The following is an 18,841-nucleotide window of genomic DNA, read 5'->3' as shown; positions in this document are numbered from 1 at the left end:
AAAAACTTGCCGAACTGACGCCGTGCTCACGGCTGATCTGTTCGACACTCTTACCATTGTCGAACTCCTTTAAGATCTTTGCGATCTGCACGGGTGAAAATTTGCTCTTCCTCATAATACTGTTTAAAATTAAAGATTATTATTCTACTTTTAAACAGTTCGGTTTTAAGGGAAGCTTACAAAGGAAAGGAGCAAGTTCAATGGCCGTACCATATATTAATTTTAAGTTAGATTCCTGATAGTCGAGTACGTTTGAAACATTATCATAATAGGCTTGAATTTTATTTTTAATGGAATCGTTTAAGATATAAGTTAACTTACCTGAAAATTGCATTTGATTAAAAGTGATTTGACTAGGTATGAAACTACTCGTACCTGAGGCTTCTAAAATTCTCTGTTTTAGCAAGGGTTTATTTCTCCGTATCGAATCATTCTTGAATGCGCTTAATAGTATTCTATTGGCATCTATTAAAGTGCTATCACTTTTTGTCACTGCTGTTAAACTCCTAATGTCACTTTCTATATTTTGTATTAAACCCGTGATGAGTATTTTTTCCTCTGCCTTTATCTTCTCATTTTCATTCCAATTGTTAATTTGAAGGGCAATCAAGATTCCAATGACCACGAGAACTATTTCGCCTATGGCGTAGAGGAGGTACTTTGAGAAGCGATTTTCTTGAAGTAGTTTTTGTCGGATTTTTCGAAAGAATTTTATCATAGTTCAGAACTTTTCCCCTCCTGGGAGGGGCTAGGGGTGGGTTTTAATTTCTCAATTTCAATCTTGATTTCCTTTAAGACCCAATCCAGATTGTTTTTCACATCCAAATCCGAAAATCGAATCACTGTAACCCCAAGGCTTTTCAATTGGTTTTGTCGTTTCATATCCTTTTCTTGGTGACCTTCTTTAAAATGAATTGAGCCATCGACTTCAATGGCGAGATAAAGATCTTTGCAATAAAAATCCACAATATATCGGTCGATTGGTATTTGCCTAGTGAAGCGTACGCCTAATTTCTTACCCTTGATTTCTCGCCATATGGCGATTTCACCCAAAGTCATGTTGTTACGGAGTTCCTTGGCGTAGGCGACCAAATCTTGGTTGTATGGGATAATTTTTCTCATGGTAGTACCCACCCCTCAGTCCCCTCCCAAGAGGGGAGGTTTTCTTGAAGTAGTTTTTGTCTAATTTTTCTAAAGAATTTTATCATTGGGTAGTGATTGATTATAACGGAACATTACAGTGGCTATGAATGTTTTAGCCATTGTAATACTTGCGTTATTTAATTCAATTTGTTTTTAATTTTGCAACGTTTAGTTAATTTGGATTTCATTATATCTACTTCGTCTTCCATAGTTTCAAATAGCTCTGAACGCCTTCTTAACATTATACCTTCAATTACTAAATCTATATATAATCTTGATTTTATTTCATCACAAATATTGTCAGGTAAATCTAGGCTTAATTGATCTTGTATTTCTTTGGGAAAAATTTCTTTATAACTTGAGTGTATTACCCCATTACTAAACCAATCTTCAAACTTTGTCAATCGATCAGTGATAAGGGTAACATTTGCTAACATTGTATTGTTAAAGTCTTCTACTTTTTTTAAATATTGATTTAGTGATTTCCTAATTTGTTTATCCTTAAGCGTATTTATGTTTCCACTGGATTTAATGTCTTCATAAGTAGAAGAATTTGGTATGAATGACTCTAATAAATCTCTTCTTGAGAGTAACGTTTCTTTTCCTAGCTCAGCCAGGTTTATGTTTTCGCTCTGAATTATAGCAATCGCTCTGTGAGAACTTTCTATGCGTTTTTCGTTACTTTCCAACAATGCTTTAATTAGTACTTTATCTTGTTCTATATCATCCAGCAAAAGACAGTAATAAGACTGCTCTAGCTTGGATGCCTTTCGGCTTTCGTTCCAGTTGTTAATTTGAAGCGCAATGAGGATTCCAATGACCACAAGGATGATTTCTCCAATGGCGTATTTGAAATACTTTCCAGTTCTATTTTCTACAAGCAAGTTTTGTCTAATTTTTCTAAAGAATTTTATCATTGGTTAGTGGTTGGTTATACTAGAGCTTAATGGTTTTGCTATGTGCCGTGCGACCTTAGGAGCATGTATATCATAGTTTTTGTTAGCAGCCATTTTATTCAAAACTATTGATTTCTTTAGCTGCTCTATTCCCAGATTCAATTGCACCTTGAATCCATCCGTGGTAGGCAGATGCATGTTCCCCTGCAAAATGAATTCGACCCTCTGGCTTCATCAAGTGAGGCAATAGTGTAGTCATTTGATTTCTTGTTCCAATGGAATGCGCACCTAATGCCCATGGGTCTTCTTTCCAGCATTTGGTATGTCCTCCTTCTGAATAATTCATAAGTCCGGGAAAGGCACTATTCACATGCTTTGAAGCAAAATCTAATCGCTCCTGAACAGACCAGCCAGCTAGTAACTGCGAGTCATCATTTTTTACATAAGCGGCAATTAAACCTCTTTTTGAGCTGGATTCATAATTTGGATCCCAGATTTCCATAGGTTGATCAGTTGCGGCAAATCCGTTAAGACCATCTTTCTTCCAATAGCGTTCACTGACTTGAAATACCGTTCTTGATAAATCCCAATACGTAAGCTCATTGATAGCTTTCTGTTTTTCTTTGGAAAGGGTTTTTACAAAATCCATCTTTTTGACGACCGGTAGCGGAAAAGTACAGATGACCCGATCTGCTTTTAAGGTTTCAGATTGTTCACCTCTTTTCACTGTTATCGAAATATCGTTTTCACCCTGATCAATTCCTATGACTTTGGTTCCGTATTCAATGTAATTACTAATGGATTCAGCCATTTTAGTGGGTAAAAGGTCGTTGCCACCCACAATTTTGTTTCTTGTTGCTCCAAAAGAAAGGCTTAATTCCCTGACTAATTCAAGAACCGACATATTCATGCCCTTCTCTGTTTCCCATCCGATCATTAATAAATCTGCAATTTCTTTACTATATCCAGTTTTTTCTAGGTATTCTTTCAAGGAGTAGCCGTCATATTGGGCAATTTGTTGATGAGGCCATTCTAAATTTGTCGCGTCTCCCAGATTGGTCATTATTTTTTCCAATGGAGCGGTGGATATTCCTTGCCATCCTGATTCCAATTCCTTTACGGATAGATTTACAGGATAATTGTTGAGATTGGCCGGTGATTCACTCGTATAACGAATGCTCTTGCCTTTCATTAAATGAATATAATCTCCCTCTGCTGGGTTAAAGGGGTAGAGTTCAAGACCATATTCTTTGATATACTTCATGGTCCATTCGTGATTCTCTGGAATTCTGGCTGCTCCCATATCAGCATACAGACTATCTGAAAATGGGGCTCTTAAGGTTTTTATTCGCCCTCCGGCTCTCATTTGACCTTCAAGTATTTTTACGTCATGACCAAGTTTTATTAATTCAATCGCGGCGGACATACCCGCCATACCGGCACCAAGAACGAGCACTTTTTGAGACTTACCTGCTTTCTTATACCATTCGTCATTGATAGATAGGGCACTTAAGGGACGAGTGAACAATAAACCACTAGATAAGGCACTAAGCTTAATAAAATCACGTCTTGATTGTTTCATAGTCATTATTTATTCAATTGCATTAACTGTTGCTAATGATTCGGCTAATCATCGTGCGGGGGGTACGCCGTCTGCGACAGTAGCGGGCGAGTTGGCACGCGGGCCAGTTTCCGTCTGTCGACTTAGCTAAAGCTTATTGTTTTGCTTTTTCTTTTTTTTGTTCCAAAGCTATCCCGAAGCTTCTGGACATAAGATTTTGCGAACTTCATAAAAATACGCAAACCTTTCGGTTAAGCCTTAAAGTCCGCAATACGTTTAGGTTTTGTTAGCATTTGTTGTTTCCGTCCGAGTGTACTATATTCGTTGCGTTTTCATTTCTTTTAATTACAAAAAAATAAAAAATCAAACGGTTTGTTTCTCTAGAATTCTAAAAAAAATCAATCTCCCAACGCTCTATTTTACTTTTTTCCGATTTTGTTTTTCCTCGGATTAATTATTTAAAAGTTTATTAACGATTCTAATCGGCAACAACAGAAATTCTTGAGTATAGTTTTTTAAATCCGTTTAAGTTTTAATTATGTTAAAACTTATAAGCAAACTATATATACATATATTAGTTTTCTTCCTTCTTCTGTTTTATAGAAATAACAGTACAGATTAATGCTATACCGATAAAAACACCAAAGTAATTATCTATCGAATCGTTTTCCGGTTTATATGACCAAATTCCAACTCCTATTGAGATAATACCTAATACAATTAAGAAAATCTTAGTCCTTTTGTCCATTCAAAATTTATTTTTTGTCTATTTATTTTTTTTACAATAAATACCAACAATAAGATAACATCATTGATGCTATACCACTTATAAAATTAGTGCATTTATAATATTGTCATTGGACTTAGCTCCCTTACAGTTCCTTCACTTCTACATAAAAATTAGGGTCTACTTTAAAAGCAGCTGCACCATGTTTCACTTTTTCTGTTTGCCATTCCGTCGTGGGTTCTAGCCAAAGCTCCGTATCATCCGCCAATAGACGTATAGGCATCACAAAACCTTCAATTACATTGGTATAACGGTATGTAATCGCATTATCAGTCTCTATTTTATATTCAAACACGGGAATTTTTATGGTCCGTAGGTATTGGTCAAACACCTTGGAAAGGTCCATTTCAGCCTTTTCACTGATATAATTTTCCACTTGTTGTGTGGTGACCGTTTGGTGGTAGAAGTCTTTGTTCAGCCCTCGTAAAATACTTCGCCATTTTTCATCATCATGAATCACTTGGCGTAGGGTATGTAGCATATTGGCTCCTTTAGGATACATGTCACCACTGCCTCTTTGATTTACGTCATAGACCCCTATTATAGGACTTTCATTACGGATGTTTCCACGAATACCAATGGCGTATTCATTTCCTGCCTGTTCCCCAAAGTGGTAGTCCACATAAAGCGCTTCGGAGTAGGTGGTAAAGCCTTCGTGTACCCACATATCGGCAATATCCTTATAAGTAATATTATTGGCGAACCACTCGTGACCCGCTTCATGAATAATAATATAATCGAACTTCATACCCCAACCGGATTTGGAAAGGTCCCTACCCAAATAGCCGTTTTGGTATTGGTTCCCATAGGTAACGGAGCTTTGGTGTTCCATGCCCAGATAGGGCACTTCTACTAGTTTAAAACTATCCTCGTAAAAAGGGTAGGGCCCAAACCAATGCTCAAAAGCTTTCATGAGTCTAGGGACATCTTTAAACTGTTCTTTGGCTTTTTCCAAATTATTGCGCAGCACATAGTAATCCAAATCCAAAACACCCTTTTCGCCGTCATATTTTTCGCCAAAATGAACATAGTCGCCTATGTTTATGTTTACGCCATAATTATTAATGGGGTTGGAAACGAACCACTCGTATAATTTATAACCACCCTGTTCGTATTCGTATGTTTCCCGTAACCTGCCGTTCGCCACAGCTACAAGGTCCTTGGGAACATCGATAGCAATGCGCATACTGTCTACTTCGTCATACATATGGTCCTTATTGGGCCACCATACACTGGCCCCCAAACCTTGGCAAGAAGTAGCGATAAAGTGTTTGCCGTTGCCGTCCTTTTTCCAAGAGAATCCACCGTCCCACGGCGCTCTTACGGCTTCTTTAGGTTTCCCCGCATATTGCACGTAAAGTTCATTGTACTCCCCGGGAATTTGTTTTTTCTTTAGGTTGATGAAATAGGCCGGACCTATTTTGCTGTAATCTAGTTGTTGGTCGCCTTGAGAAATACCCGTAATTTTTAAGGGTTCTTGAAGGTCTATTTGAATGACATCATGTTCTTCCAAAACCTTGTACCGAATAATATTGTAGCCAGCGATTGCTTTTTCCTCTGGCTGTACTTTTACATTGAGGTCGTAGTAGCTTAAATCCCACCAAGCACGTTCAGGGGTGATGCTTCCACGCAGCGTATCCTGTTTGGTGAATTCTTGGGCTTGGGCCATGGATAGGCTTACAAGACTTATCAATACAATTAGTTTTTTCATTTTCGTTTATTTAGTAGTTCTCGAATTCGCGCGATAGGACCGTGTTCTCAGTAAACTAATACTATGTCGACCTACCTAAAAATAGCATTTGGAAATACGACCGGACTTTCAAATCCGTCCGCTCCTATAGCAGAAACTCCGAAGAAATAGTTATCGATAACGATACCGTCCAGAGTGAATTCGGTTACATCGCCCACATACCTGCTGTGGTCCCAAGTAGGAGAGGTGGTGTCCCTCCAATAAATTTTATACCCTTTGGCTCCGTTTACCTTGCTCCACTGAAACTTTGCGGACGGTTCTACGATGCCTCCAATTTTCACTTCTTTTGGTGCTGGTGGTGCCCATGCGATGGAGGCCAGGCTAATGGCGTTTACCGCCGTCAACTTGGCGGCATACTCAAAATTCACGTGTTCCAGTACATCGCCGTAAGCAATACCGTCCTCCACACGGATGTCTTGGTGCTGTTGGGTATAATTCTCATGAGCCTCCATAATACGAATACCGGGAAAACCAGCATCGTTAAAAGGCCTGTGGTGACCACCGCGACCAAAACGGTCTAATCTGTAAATCATCATAGGATTCATCTCCGGCATATAGGTCTGAGTGGTCTTATGCACATAACGTGCCAGTTGTCTTGAAATGCCATCCACTTCACCACCGTAAAACCTACGCGCTTTCCGTTCCTTTTCGGTTTCGGTTGGAGGAACGGGTTCCGAGAATATCCTAAAATCGATACTACTGGTAATTCCGTCCACGCCCGTAATATTTCCAATCATGTCATTATTAAAGATACCGATGACCTCCCATCCTTGTTCTTTAGCGTAACCCGCTACACCACCACCTCCAAAAAGGCCTTGTTCCTCTCCCGATAGCCCCATGTATATGATACTGTTTTCAAATTTGTATTTGGATAAGACCCTAGCCGCCTCAATAGTACCTGCCATACCGCTGGCATTGTCATTGGCCCCGGGTGAATCGTCTGTATAATTGGTAGGGTCACTAACACGGGAATCAATATCACCACTCATGATGATATAGCGATTGGGGTACTTGGTACCTTTTTGGATGGCCAATACATTTACCACCGCTACATCTTTTACAATGCGCTGGTTCGCACCTTTCTTTACCAAATCCTTTTGATAGAACACATGTAGACAATCGTTACAGGCCGCCGAAGTTTTTTCGAACTCGGCTTTTATCCATCGTCTTGCTGCACCTATACCACGGGTTTGTGAGACGGTATCACTTAAGGTATGGCGTGTTCCAAAATTGGCCAAGGTGGTGATGTCCTTTTCGATACGTTCCGCAGAAACGGCATCGATAATATCATAGATACGTTGGTCCGTTTGGGCAGACACGGTAAGGGCTAAGGTCAAGAGGGTAAAGAACAATACATTTTTCATTTAATCGGTTTTAAATTTTTTGTAAAATAAATAACTGTGTACAGAACAGAACGGACCCAAAAGGGCATATAAAATACCAGGAAGTCCGTAATTGATTCCAATCTGCAGGTAAGCAATAATAATACTTATAAGAGCCACCACTACAAAAAGCCCAAAATGCCGCACATAGAATAATAGCGTTATGGAATTTTTCAGGTGTTTGGATTTTTTATAGGCCCTATAATACATCAAGGACAGGCAAAGAAAGATTAGCGCGAATCCCAAACCGTAGAGCTCAAAGAGTCCCGCTAATTTGTCCGGTGTCATCCCTTGCGGCAGGAACCAAGAATTTACGAGCGATTTCAGGGGGAAAACATAGTACAGGACCACAAAAAGCAAGACAGCATTAATGGCAATGATAACATTATCCATATAATTGGTTCTCCGAAAAAAATTATAGTGCAGAAACCATAGGATGACCAGAACAAAGAAACTAACGGCAAAGCCTGTGAAGAGTTTTACGTCGATATCTATGATGGCATCAGTGCTATCCGTGCCCAGACTAACCACTAAAAGTGTGGCCGCAAAGGCAAAAACAGCATCGCTAAAAGCTTCGATTCGGCTAATATTGTGCGGAAATCTCATCGTCTTTAAAAGTATTAAAAATTAATCGGATTTGTGTGCCTTTAAATGCCATAAACCAAAGATCGGTCCAAGTGCAAGAACCAAGAAAATTGTTGTAGACGGTAGACTATCCAAAATAAAAGCCAATAACTGAATACTGACAATGGTAATGGCAAAACCGATGCAATTAACAAGAGTTAGACCAGTACCTTTCAGTTCACTGGGAATAGCCGATGCCACTAGGTTTGAAAACTGGGGAGAATCTGCCGTAACGGCCATACCCCAAAAACACCAGACGCCTAAAAATACTTCACTTGTTGAGAAGAACAATACAGGAGAAAGAAGACAGCAGGTTCCCGATACCAATAAAGCTACAAAAGCAACTTTCTTACTGCCGTAGCTTTGTGAAAGAATACCGCCTATGGCACAGGATACACCACCTAAGGCGATAATAATACCGGTCCATAAAGAAATAGAAAGCGTATCTCCGGAAATTGAATTGAAGGTTTTTATCGCCAAGGGCGTAAACGCCCAGAATGCGTAGAGCTCCCACATATGACCAAAGTACCCAAAGGCAGCCCTTTTAAAATTCGCAATTTTGAACAGTTCCGGCCCGGCTTTGAGTTTTAGTGTGGTACTTTTCTTTTGGTAAGGACCGTCTGGCACGAGTATATAAAGTAAGGCTCCGCCGAAAAGAGTTAATATAGAGGTGACGGTGATGACCGTTGTGGGACTGTTGCCCCAATCCGTTCCATTAATCAAAAAGGGAAGGGCGGTACCTAAAACCAAGGCCCCAACCAGAAATCCAAGGGCTTTCCCAAGACCTTTCTCGTAGTAATCCGCTGCAATTTTCATTCCTACCGGATAGATACCGGCCAAGAAGAAACCAGTGCCGAAGCGAGCCGAAAGTAGGCCCCATTTTGTAATACTATCGCTCAAAAGATATAGGTTACAGAGCGCTGCTAACAACGCACAAATAAGAAATACTTTAGAAGGGGAGAAGCGGTCCGCAAGCATCAGTAGTGCAAAAACCAATGTTCCCGTAATAAAACCGAACTGCACGGATGAGATGACGTAACCCGCCAATTCCGCTCCAAAACCTGTTTTGCTTATGAGTTCGTCTATTATCGTATTCCCAGCAAACCATGGGGAGGTACAAGCAAATTGTGCTAAGATAATTGTGGGAAGAATATGTGATTTTGATTTCAAAAGGCGATATTACCGTAGAAAAGTGACCTTTGAAATTTTACCGTCTTCAACTTCATATATGGCAACAGCACTAAACGTATTTCCATTTGCGGTTATTTTTTCTTCATCAATCACCTTATTACCGATAACAATTCTGTTTTTAAGTTCGCAATGCAAATCCGGAGTAGAAGCAAAAAAACCGGCATAATTCTTTCGCATTTCCTCTTGCCCCTGTGACCTTTTTTCAGCGGGATAATTATATAAACTAATGTCGTCTTCGTAGGTATCCATAAATCCATCAATATCTCTGGTATTATAGGCATCCAATTGTTTTTGCACAATAGTTTCGGGATTTGGAGCCTTGTCATCGTCGAAAATAAAAGTCATACGCTCAATAGCCCCACCGTTCACCGTATAAATTGAAACTTGCATTTGTTGAAATTTACCATTGCGTGTAACTTTTTCGTGGTCAACCACCTTATTGGCAATCGCTATTCGCTTTACAACCGCTACCTGATACGTTTTATTGGTAGGGGATAGGCCCTCATAAATTCCACGCATCTTTTCATGACCCTCGTACCAAATTTTATCCGGAAAATAACTAACGGTTACTTCTGGGGAATAACAGTTGATGAATAGCTCTAGATTTGCGGCATTGTATGCTTCTACCTGTTTCTGAACAATTGCTGCGGCAGGTGGTTCAGCCACAATGGCCAGCTTTTCTTGGTCAGGACTCACAGCTATCCTTGTTACATTGTTCCATTGTAAGGGGTCTACTTTATGAAATAGACTCCAAACCCCAGTCGTATCCGCTTTTACTTGGGCCAAAATACTATTTGTACCTGCTATTACGGTGTCTTCCGATAACCAAGCCATATCCTCGCTGCCGTTCCTGATAAAATTAATTATTTGTGTTGCTCCAGAGATAGGGTGTAACGATTTTATTTCAACCGTTTCATTCTCTTTACTGATATAGCTTACCAAATCTGTATTCGGAATCTTATGTAACGATCGTCCCACATTTTTTTGGACGGTATAGTTCGTGCCCTCTTTAAGGTTGGCCACGACCAAATCCATACGGTCTTCAATAAGAACGGTACAGACTATTATATGAGGATTATACCAGACATGATATCCTACTTTCAAATTTTTTAGGAGCACTTTGGATTCATCGGTATGTAAATCATACTCATATAATCTTTGTAGGCCATCAGCGTCCAATCGAATAGCGGAAACAGCTTCTTTACCAGGAATTTTTAAGGGAGAATATTCACTTCCTTTAGGGGTATTGGTAATCCATTTTGTGGTATTCGTACTTATGGTATATAAGGCTATATCCGTCTGCCCGTTTCTAGTGGATGAAAATAGTACCGTATCGTCATTTAAGAACGAGGGTTGATTGTCGTATCCCTCATTGTTTGAAATATTTAGAGGAGTACCCAAAGTGGTATTTTCATCATCAGTCCTCATATCCACTAAAAACACTTCTGTATTCTGCTGAGCAAAAGTGCTTAAAGATAAGAAGATACAAGAAAGAAGTAGCACACAGTGTTTCATAAGCAATGCAATTATAAATTTGAAATTAGGCTCCTAACGTTTTTCCGCAAAGCGACCCAAAATATCGCGTACGTTCTTCGTATTATCCACAAAATAACGGGCGTGGGTCTTTTGCCTTCCTACTTTTACGGTTACGGAGTCTTCAGGCAGTTCTTGAAACATAAATTCGTCCGTCCAATCATCACCAATGGCAAACACAAAATCATAGTCATGCTCAGCATATACGCGCATAGCGGCTCTACCTTTATTTACGTTACTACTTTTAATTTCCATTACCTTGTTGCCGTTCAGTACACTTAAATCGTCATTAGCGATAAGACTTGTGAGTACAGTGTTCAGTTCCACGGAACGTTTTTGACCAAAGTCGGGGTCGGTATTACGATAGTGCCATGCCAACGAATAGTTTTTTTCCTCGATGAAGCTGCCTGGTGTTCTATCCACAAAAGATTCAAGAACGGGAAGTATTTTCTCCATCCAGTCTTTTTTTACATTTTCCAGCATCCTGAATTCCTCACCGCCTTGGGAAATCCAGACCCCATGCTCTACGATCATATTATACTTTTTAGGAAGAAACCATTTGGTGAAGGTTTCCTTATCGCGACCACTGATTAAATACATATCCGTATTGGGTTGTGAGGAAATATCGTCCAATAATTTATACAAGGCCTCGTCCGGACTCGCTTTTTGTGGGTCGTTATGAAATCCTGCCAGGGTACCGTCATAGTCCAAGAATACCAGTCTTCTTTCAGCTTTGATATAATCCTTCATAACCGTGTTCATGAGGTCAACGGACAATCTTCTAGATACGTAGGTTAGATCTTTTTCTTTCTGTTGCACTAAGGAGGTCATAAAATCATTGGCCCATTTTTCCACATTATAACGTGCCAGTCTTTTCTGTAGCACAGTGTTACGTTCCTGTTGTTCTTTCTTAGGCATAGTTATCGCCCTCTGAAGGGTATCCGCAATTTGCTCAAAGTTATTCGGGTTAATCAGTAAAGATTCGTTCATTTCATTGGCAGAACCTGCCATTTCACTCAGAATAAGTACCCCGGTCTTATCCGTGCGTGTTGCAATATATTCCTTGGCTACAAGGTTCATCCCGTCACGTATGGGGGTTAACCACGCAATATCACAGGTAGTATATAAGTCTATTAAATTATCAAAAGGCATGGACCGGTAGAAATACCAAATCGGCGTCCAGCTAACGGTAGATAGCTCCCCATTGATACGCCCTACCAGTTCATCGATTTCTTTTTTCAAAAGTTGGTACTGTGGCACGTTAGAGCGGGAGGGAACCGCTAAGATGATCAATCGGACCTTTTCTTTGTATTCCGGATATTTGTTTAAAAAGTACTCGTAGGCGTTCAATCGCTTTGCAATACCCTTGGAATAATCCAAACGGTCTATCGACAAAAAGAACTTGGCATCCGGAGCGGATTTCTTATGGGTGTCCAAACGTTTTTGTAGTTCTGACTTCTTTGTTTCGTCCCGTTGGGCATGTTCCGTAGCCGCATCGTTAAATTTCTTATAGTCGATTCCCATAGGAAAAGAGTCCACTTTAATAACCCTATTATCCAAGTAGATATCATTGAAACTTACCTCTAAACCCAGTAACCTGCGAACGGAACTTAAGAAATGACGTTCGTAATCATAGGTATGAAAGCCGATGAGGTCGGCACCCAATAATCCCTCAAGTATTTCGGTACGCCAGGGTAGGGTCCTGAAAATTTCAAAGGACGGGAAGGGAATATGCAGAAAGAAACCGATAGAGATATTGGGGCGTTTTTCACGCACCATTTGAGGCACTAACATAAGCTGATAGTCATGCACCCAAATGGTATCATCATCACCAGATTTTTTCAATATCGCATCGGCAAATTTTTGATTTACTGCTTTGTATATTTCCCAACTGGACAATTCGAACTCCGAATATTCTAGAAAATAGTGAAAAAGGGGCCATACCGTTCTATTACTAAACCCAAAATAGAAACCATCTACCTCCTTCTTGGTCAGTTTCACTTTAGAAGAACCATGTTCGGCCAAAGCTTTATCAATTTTAGGTGCTAATTCTTCGGGAATTTCCTCATCGGTAAGTCCGCTCCATCCAATCCAAAGGCTGTCCCCTCCAGAATGCACGGATTTCATTCCGGTCGCTAAACCGCCCACACTGGGTATCGCAGTAATGTCTCCATTGCTAATTTGTAATTGTACGGGTAATCTATTTGAGATTATGATAGTTTTGGACATAAATAGCAGGTTTTGCTTTGATTTGAACTTAATTTCTCTCAATTTCGGGAAAAAGAAGGGTAATACCAATTGAAAGCCCATATGAATCAAGATTTTTAGTGAAACCGCATTTTAACCCCTTACATTTTCAAGGAAGTATAAAGGCCTAGTGATACGAAGCTTAAGGCGGTGCGGGTAATAATTTATAAAAGAGAGATTGCCTAATGAATAATTTAGATTACGGAATAATAGGAAATTGTAGAAGTGCAGCATTGGTATCTAAAACCGGTTCCATAGATTGGTGCTGTTTGCCAGAGTTTGATTCCTCCTCTGTTTTTGCTGCTTTACTGGACGAAAAAATAGGAGGAAGCTTTGAAATTTTAGTTGATGATTCCTATACGATAACGCAACGTTATAAAAAGCACACGGCTATATTAATAACCCGTTTTGTTTCAGGCGAAAATGCCTTTGAAATACGGGATTTTATGCCAAGGTACCGCAAAGAAGGAGGCTATAATTCGCCCCCGGAATTGGTGCGCTATTTTAAACACCTCTCCGGTAAACCTCAGTTTATGGTAAAGTATGACCCAAAGTTGGAGTATGCCATGGGCAATACGGATACGTATGTAAAAAAGAACTTTATCGTTAGCCTTACCCACGGAGAAAAGTTCGACACCTGTTTTCTGTACACCTCTTTTAATAAGAATGCCGTTCTAGAAGGTAGGGAAATCTCGTTGTCCAAAGACGGTTATTTCTTAATGGGATATAACGAGAAGCTATTTCAGCCTACTGTTCGTAAAATGTATACGGAGTTGGAACGAACGAAGGTCTACTGGCTCAATTGGAGCAGCAGAACACCCAATTATAAAAAATATAACGCACAGATAAGCCGTAGTGCCATTACCTTAAAACTATTGAGCTATGATAAAACAGGAGCAGTTTTAGCGGCGGCAACTACTTCCTTACCGGAAACGATAGGGGAGGTACGTAATTGGGATTATCGTTTTTGTTGGATTCGTGACGCTTCTATGGCTATAAAGGTGATAGGCGATTTAGGTCACCGCAACGTTGCCAAGAGATACCTGCAGTTTATTGTAGACTTGATTCCGGACAAGGATGAGAAACTACAGATTATGTACGGCATCAATAAGGAGAAAAAATTAACCGAAAACACCTTGGAACACCTCGCGGGTTATAAAGGTTCGGCACCCGTACGTGTTGGTAATGCAGCCTATAAGCAGAAGCAGAATGATATTTATGGTATTCTTATGGACGTCATCTATGAACAGCTCTCCAAGTACAGTAATGATATTGAGAACGGCGAGGAGCTCTGGGGAATAACCAAAGGAATTGTTTGGATCGTATCTAACCACTGGAAAGAGGCGGATAAAGGTATTTGGGAATTTAGGTCCGAAGACAGGCACTTTACCTTTTCCAAGGTACTTTGTTGGGTAGCCATTGACCGGGCCATAAAAGTAGCACGGCTGTTCAAAAAAACACGGAAGCTAGAAAAGTGGACAGCTTTGGAACAGGAAATTAAAAGGGATATTCTTGAAAATGCATGGAATCCAAAGGTGAACGCCTTTACGCAGTCGTATGGAAGCACGGATATGGATGCTTCGGTACTTTTGATGGAATCCTATGGATTTATTCATGCGAAGGACCCAAAATTCGTGAGCACGGTTAAGGCGATAGAAAAGGAACTCAGCAATGATGGTCTGCTTTATCGTTATAAGAATGAAGATGATTTTGGATTGCCCTCCTCGTCTTTTACTATTTGTACTTTTTGGTTTATAAATAGCCTTTATAAGATAGGGGAAGAGAAAAAAGCAATGAAACAATTTGATAAGCTGCTATCTTATAGTAATCATTTAGGTCTGTTTAGTGAAGATATTGATTTTAAGACCAAACGATTGTTAGGAAACTTTCCACAAGCATATTCGCACTTGGCCTTAATCGAGTGTGCGGTGTTGTTCTCCAACAAGGAGAGTGAAGTGCAGGTTTTGGAGTCTATAAGTTAAACGGAAACCGCCAGTTTACTAATTTTATCCAATAAGTTTTTAAAATGGGTTTCGGTGGTGAACGGATTCATCACCGTAACCCTTAAGTAATGAACTCCCCGAAGTTTAGTCTGAACAATATAGAACTCCCCATCTTCCAAAAGTGCTTGGCGAATACGTTCATTTTGCCGGTTTTGGGCTTCGCCGGATAATTTTTTGTCCACATATTTGAAACAGACGATATTGGACATTGGGGTAACGGCAATTTCAAACTCAGCATGCTGCTTGATGATATTACCGAATAAAGCACCCATATCAAATAGATGGGTAAGGTAGGCATCAAAGACCTCTTCTCCGTATAGTTTTAATAGAGTGAACCAGTGAATACTCATCATGGTCTTTGTACATTCAAAAGTCTTTTTGCCCGAGTTGCACCAATCTTCAAGTTCTGATTCCGTCAAGAGATAATCTGCCTTTTGACTAAAGGTTACATTGGTATGCGCGCTCTTTTTATACAATAGTGCCGTAGTGAGTGCTGGCATCATCATCATCTTATGTCCGTCTATGACCACGGAATCTGCCTGGTCTATACCTTTTAAAAGTGTTTTGTACTTCGGAGAAAAAATTGCTGCGCCGCCATGGGCTCCATCTACATGAAACCAAAGCTTTTTAGTTTTTGCAAAGTCGGCTATCGTCTCTAGGTCGTCGAACATCCCCGTGGCCGTACTTGGCGCACTCCCGATGATGGCAAAAATATGTATACCCTTTGCGCTCGCTTCTTTATGTTTGTCCTCCAATAAAGAGGTGTCCATTCTAAAGTCTGCAGTAGTGGGGATTTTGATAATACCCTGCTCTCCTAGACCCATAATTTTTGCTGCCCGATCCACACAATAGTGTGCTTCTTCGCTTACCATAATCCCTAACTGCTGTTCGGAGCCTTGGTTCCAAATATCCGTTTCTAGCATAACCTTTCTTGCGGTCAATAGTGCCGTTAAATTGGCCAATGTTCCGCCAGAGGTAATGAATCCGCCAGAAGCCGTATCAAAACCTATCTTTTTGCAGAGCAAATCCGTAACCACACGCTCTATGGCAGATGGGGACATTCCCATTTCGTAAACGGCCATTCCGTTATTCAACATAGCGCTTATCATTCCCGTTAAGGCGTTTATAGGAGCCGTTGGCGTAACTTGGTGACCTATATAGTGCGGGTGATGTATATAGGTAGTTCTCTTGGTGATTTCCGTAAATAGCTGCTCTTGATTCCCATTTTTAAGAAAATCCTGCCAAAAGGCAAGCTCATCCTCGGGTTCGTTCCAATGAATGGCAGGACCAGATTTTTGTTGTAGCTTATCATCAAGATGGTCCGCTAACTGATTTATTAATTCATGACCTTTTTTCCTGAAAACTTCGGTATCGTAAACCTTATGCAAAAGCGTTTTGTCCATTTGATAAAATTAGAAGCTTCTAACTACTTGAACAAATAAAAACCGCTCCTTTTGGGAGCGGTTTTACTTCTGTCTAACAAAACAAAAGGGTAATCTGAATTAGTCAAAGGTGTACCCGTTATCGGCAGCTACTTTGTCCGCAATTTGATTGCGTAAAGCTACTACGTTAGGGTAATTGGTATATTTTGTGAAGCGTTTTAGTCCCATGAGCATCATCTTCTGCTCATCGCCTTCAGCAAATGAAACTATAGCTTCCTTTCCTTTCTTCAAAACCACATCTACTGCATTGTATAAATACAATTTTGACATGGCAATCTGTGTTGCTTGTGCTTCCTCTCCAAAACGTTTGGCATTTTTCTCTGTTCTAAGAATGGTGCTTTCTGCCATGTAAACTTCAATTAGGATATCGGAAGCCGCCATCATCAACTGTTGGTGCTTCTCCAATTCCGGTCCAAATTTTTGAACAGCGCTACCGGCAACCATTAAAAATACCTTCTTTAATCGTTTGATAAGGTCTTTCTCCTCAGCGAACAATTCCGAAAAATCTTGCGAATCAAAAGAAGGAATACCCATAAGTTCTTCGCCTACTGCAGTTGCGGGTCCAAGTAAATCTACATGACCTTTCATGGCTTTTTTAACCAACATACCGACTGCGAGCATACGGTTTATTTCGTTAGTACCTTCGTAAATACGTGCGATACGCGCATCTCTCCATGCAGATTCCATTGGCGTATCTGCACTAAAGCCCATACCTCCAAAAATCTGAACACCTTCATCTGCGGTATGTTGCACATCCTCTGAAACCGCTACTTTTAATATGGAACACTCAATAGCATATTCCTCCACGCCTTTTAATTCGGCCTCTTGGTGCGTATTACCTTCAGCTTCTCTTATGGCTATTCTGTCTTCTATATTTTTGGCAGCGCGGTAGCAGGCAGATTCTCCAACATAAGCATTGGTCGTCATATCGGCAATTTTAGCCTTAATGGCTCCAAAATTAACTATAGGTGTCTTAAACTGGACTCTTTCATTAGCATAGTTCACCGCTTCGTTGATAACTCTTCGTTGCGCTTCCAAACAAGCTGCGGCTAACTTAATACGACCAACATTTAGGGCGTTCATTGCTATCTTGAATCCGTTTCCTCTTTCCGATAACATGTTCTCAACAGGAACTTTGGTTTCGTTGAAGAATACCTGACGTGTAGAGGAGGAGTGAATACCTAATTTCTTTTCTTCATCACCAAGCGTAATACCGTTCTCCGGGTCGTTCTCTACAATAAAACCAGTAATGTTCTTATCGTCTTCGATTCTTGCGAATACAATGAACAGATTACAAAAACCTGCATTTGAAATCCACATTTTTTGTCCTGAAATGCTGTAATGTTTCCCATCATCGGAAAGTACAGCCTTTGTTTTTCCCGAATTTGCATCCGAACCTGCCCCGGGTTCCGTTAGGCAGTACGCACCGAACCATTCGCCAGAAGCTAGTTGAGGTACGTATTTCTGTTTCTGTTCTTCGGTTCCGTATAGGGTTATTGGCATGGTGCCTATACCTGTATGCGCTCCAAAAGCAGTGCTAAAAGACCCTGTAGCTCCTGAGATATAATCGCACACCAACATGGTGGACACAAATCCCATACCCATTCCTCCATAGGATTCCGGAACGGCTACACTTAGCAAACCTAATTCACCTGCTTTACGCATTGTCTCTTCCGTATACGCATAATCTTTTTGCTCAAATCGCTCCCAATGCGCCCATAGTTCTCTGTCAACGAACTCTTTGGTGCTATCACGCATCATTTTTTGTTCTTCGTTCAAGTCTTCCAATGTGAAAACATCCTCACATTTCGTTTCTTTCACTAGAAATTGACCGCCTCTTAGAATATCTTTCTGTAATGTATCTGTGCTCATATTTTTAGGATTTAAGAATCAGGAGTCAAGAATCGAGATTATTTTTTAATCCACTTTGAAATCCTGAAATCATTTTTTGTAATTGTTGTATTTTATTTTCTAGGAATTTGAACTTTTCTTTTTCGATATATCTTTGTCTGTAAGCTATTATAAGCTGGGTCTCCCATTCGAATGCGGAGCCCAAACTATCCTCAATATACTTATTGAAATGTTTATCGGTTGATTTACTGGTTCCTTCGGCTATGTTTGAGGGAATAGAAACTGAACATCGCATAAGTTGGGATATCAGATTAAATTTTTCTGAACTAGGAAAACTATTAATCAGCCTATAAGTTTCATCAACCAAGTTCATTCCTTCCTCCCAAATCTTAAGTTTTTTAAAATTATGACGTCCCATTTTTAAGTCTTAC

At 40.1% G+C, this 18,841-nt stretch carries 15 protein-coding genes; 1 reads left to right on the top strand and 14 read right to left on the bottom strand.

Annotated elements, in window-relative coordinates:
* The 11 genes from BFP77_RS02640 to BFP77_RS02590 all read right to left on the bottom strand — a co-directional run.
* Positions 1-115, bottom strand: a 115-nt coding sequence (locus tag BFP77_RS02640; RefSeq protein WP_143751826.1) for a transposase, incomplete at its 3' end; no start/stop codon positions are given.
* Positions 116-139: 24 nt separating this feature from the next.
* The gene (locus BFP77_RS02635; protein ID WP_099572527.1) at positions 140-718 is read right to left on the bottom strand and encodes a DUF6090 family protein; all 579 of its coding nucleotides are present in this window, start codon (positions 716-718) and stop codon (positions 140-142) included.
* Positions 715-1,122 carry an endonuclease domain-containing protein gene (locus tag BFP77_RS02630; RefSeq protein ID WP_099572526.1) on the bottom strand — a complete coding sequence of 136 codons (408 nt, stop codon included), beginning with the start codon at positions 1,120-1,122 and terminating at the stop codon, positions 715-717. The genes BFP77_RS02635 and BFP77_RS02630 overlap by 4 nt, the downstream gene beginning before the upstream one ends.
* Positions 1,123-1,280: 158 nt before the next feature.
* Entirely contained in the window at positions 1,281-2,060 is a 780-nt protein-coding gene (locus tag BFP77_RS02625) for a DUF6090 family protein (protein WP_099572525.1), read from the bottom strand.
* Positions 2,061-2,154: 94 nt separating this feature from the next.
* A complete protein-coding gene (locus BFP77_RS02620; RefSeq protein ID WP_180272289.1) occupies positions 2,155-3,621 on the bottom strand; it encodes a flavin monoamine oxidase family protein in 1,467 nt (488 codons plus the stop codon).
* Positions 3,622-4,472: 851 nt separating this feature from the next.
* The gene (locus BFP77_RS02615; protein ID WP_099572523.1) at positions 4,473-6,098 is read right to left on the bottom strand and encodes a M1 family metallopeptidase; all 1,626 of its coding nucleotides are present in this window, start codon (positions 6,096-6,098) and stop codon (positions 4,473-4,475) included.
* A gap of 71 nt (positions 6,099-6,169) precedes the next feature.
* Positions 6,170-7,501, bottom strand: coding sequence for a M28 family peptidase (locus tag BFP77_RS02610; RefSeq protein ID WP_099572522.1), 1,332 nt, complete (start codon positions 7,499-7,501; stop codon positions 6,170-6,172).
* Complete coding sequence (locus BFP77_RS02605; protein ID WP_099572521.1) at positions 7,502-8,125, bottom strand: TMEM175 family protein; 624 nt, start codon at positions 8,123-8,125, stop codon at positions 7,502-7,504.
* Positions 8,126-8,146: 21 nt separating this feature from the next.
* A complete protein-coding gene (locus tag BFP77_RS02600) occupies positions 8,147-9,313 on the bottom strand; it encodes an MFS transporter (RefSeq protein WP_099572520.1) in 1,167 nt (388 codons plus the stop codon).
* Between the two features lie 9 nt (positions 9,314-9,322).
* Positions 9,323-10,849, bottom strand: coding sequence for a nuclear transport factor 2 family protein (locus tag BFP77_RS02595; protein WP_099572519.1), 1,527 nt, complete (start codon positions 10,847-10,849; stop codon positions 9,323-9,325).
* 33 nt (positions 10,850-10,882) lie between these two features.
* Complete coding sequence (locus BFP77_RS02590) at positions 10,883-13,096, bottom strand: bifunctional alpha,alpha-trehalose-phosphate synthase (UDP-forming)/trehalose-phosphatase (protein WP_099572529.1); 2,214 nt, start codon at positions 13,094-13,096, stop codon at positions 10,883-10,885.
* 203 nt (positions 13,097-13,299) lie between these two features.
* Here BFP77_RS02590 and BFP77_RS02585 point away from each other — a divergent pair, with 203 nt between their 5' ends.
* Positions 13,300-15,096 (top strand): glycoside hydrolase family 15 protein, encoded by a 1,797-nt coding sequence (locus tag BFP77_RS02585; RefSeq protein ID WP_099572518.1) that lies wholly within the window; start codon positions 13,300-13,302, stop codon positions 15,094-15,096.
* On the opposite strand, the gene BFP77_RS02580 is transcribed toward BFP77_RS02585, so the two are convergent.
* From BFP77_RS02580 to BFP77_RS02570, 3 genes are all read right to left on the bottom strand, one after another.
* A complete protein-coding gene (locus BFP77_RS02580) occupies positions 15,093-16,520 on the bottom strand; it encodes a pyridoxal phosphate-dependent decarboxylase family protein (RefSeq protein WP_099572517.1) in 1,428 nt (475 codons plus the stop codon). The two genes, BFP77_RS02585 and BFP77_RS02580, sit on opposite strands and share 4 nt — an antisense overlap.
* A 99-nt stretch (positions 16,521-16,619) precedes the next feature.
* Complete coding sequence (locus BFP77_RS02575) at positions 16,620-18,431, bottom strand: acyl-CoA dehydrogenase family protein (protein ID WP_099572516.1); 1,812 nt, start codon at positions 18,429-18,431, stop codon at positions 16,620-16,622.
* A 25-nt stretch (positions 18,432-18,456) separates the two neighbouring features.
* Complete coding sequence (locus tag BFP77_RS02570) at positions 18,457-18,828, bottom strand: four helix bundle protein (protein ID WP_099572515.1); 372 nt, start codon at positions 18,826-18,828, stop codon at positions 18,457-18,459.
* Positions 18,829-18,841: the final 13 nt, after the last annotated feature.

The sequence above is a fragment of the Maribacter sp. 4U21 genome (assembly GCF_002742365.1).
Classification (GTDB): Bacteria; Bacteroidota; Bacteroidia; order Flavobacteriales; family Flavobacteriaceae; genus Maribacter.
The sequence above is the reverse complement of the archived record's forward strand: the minus strand, read 5'-3'. Positions and strand labels throughout refer to the sequence as shown.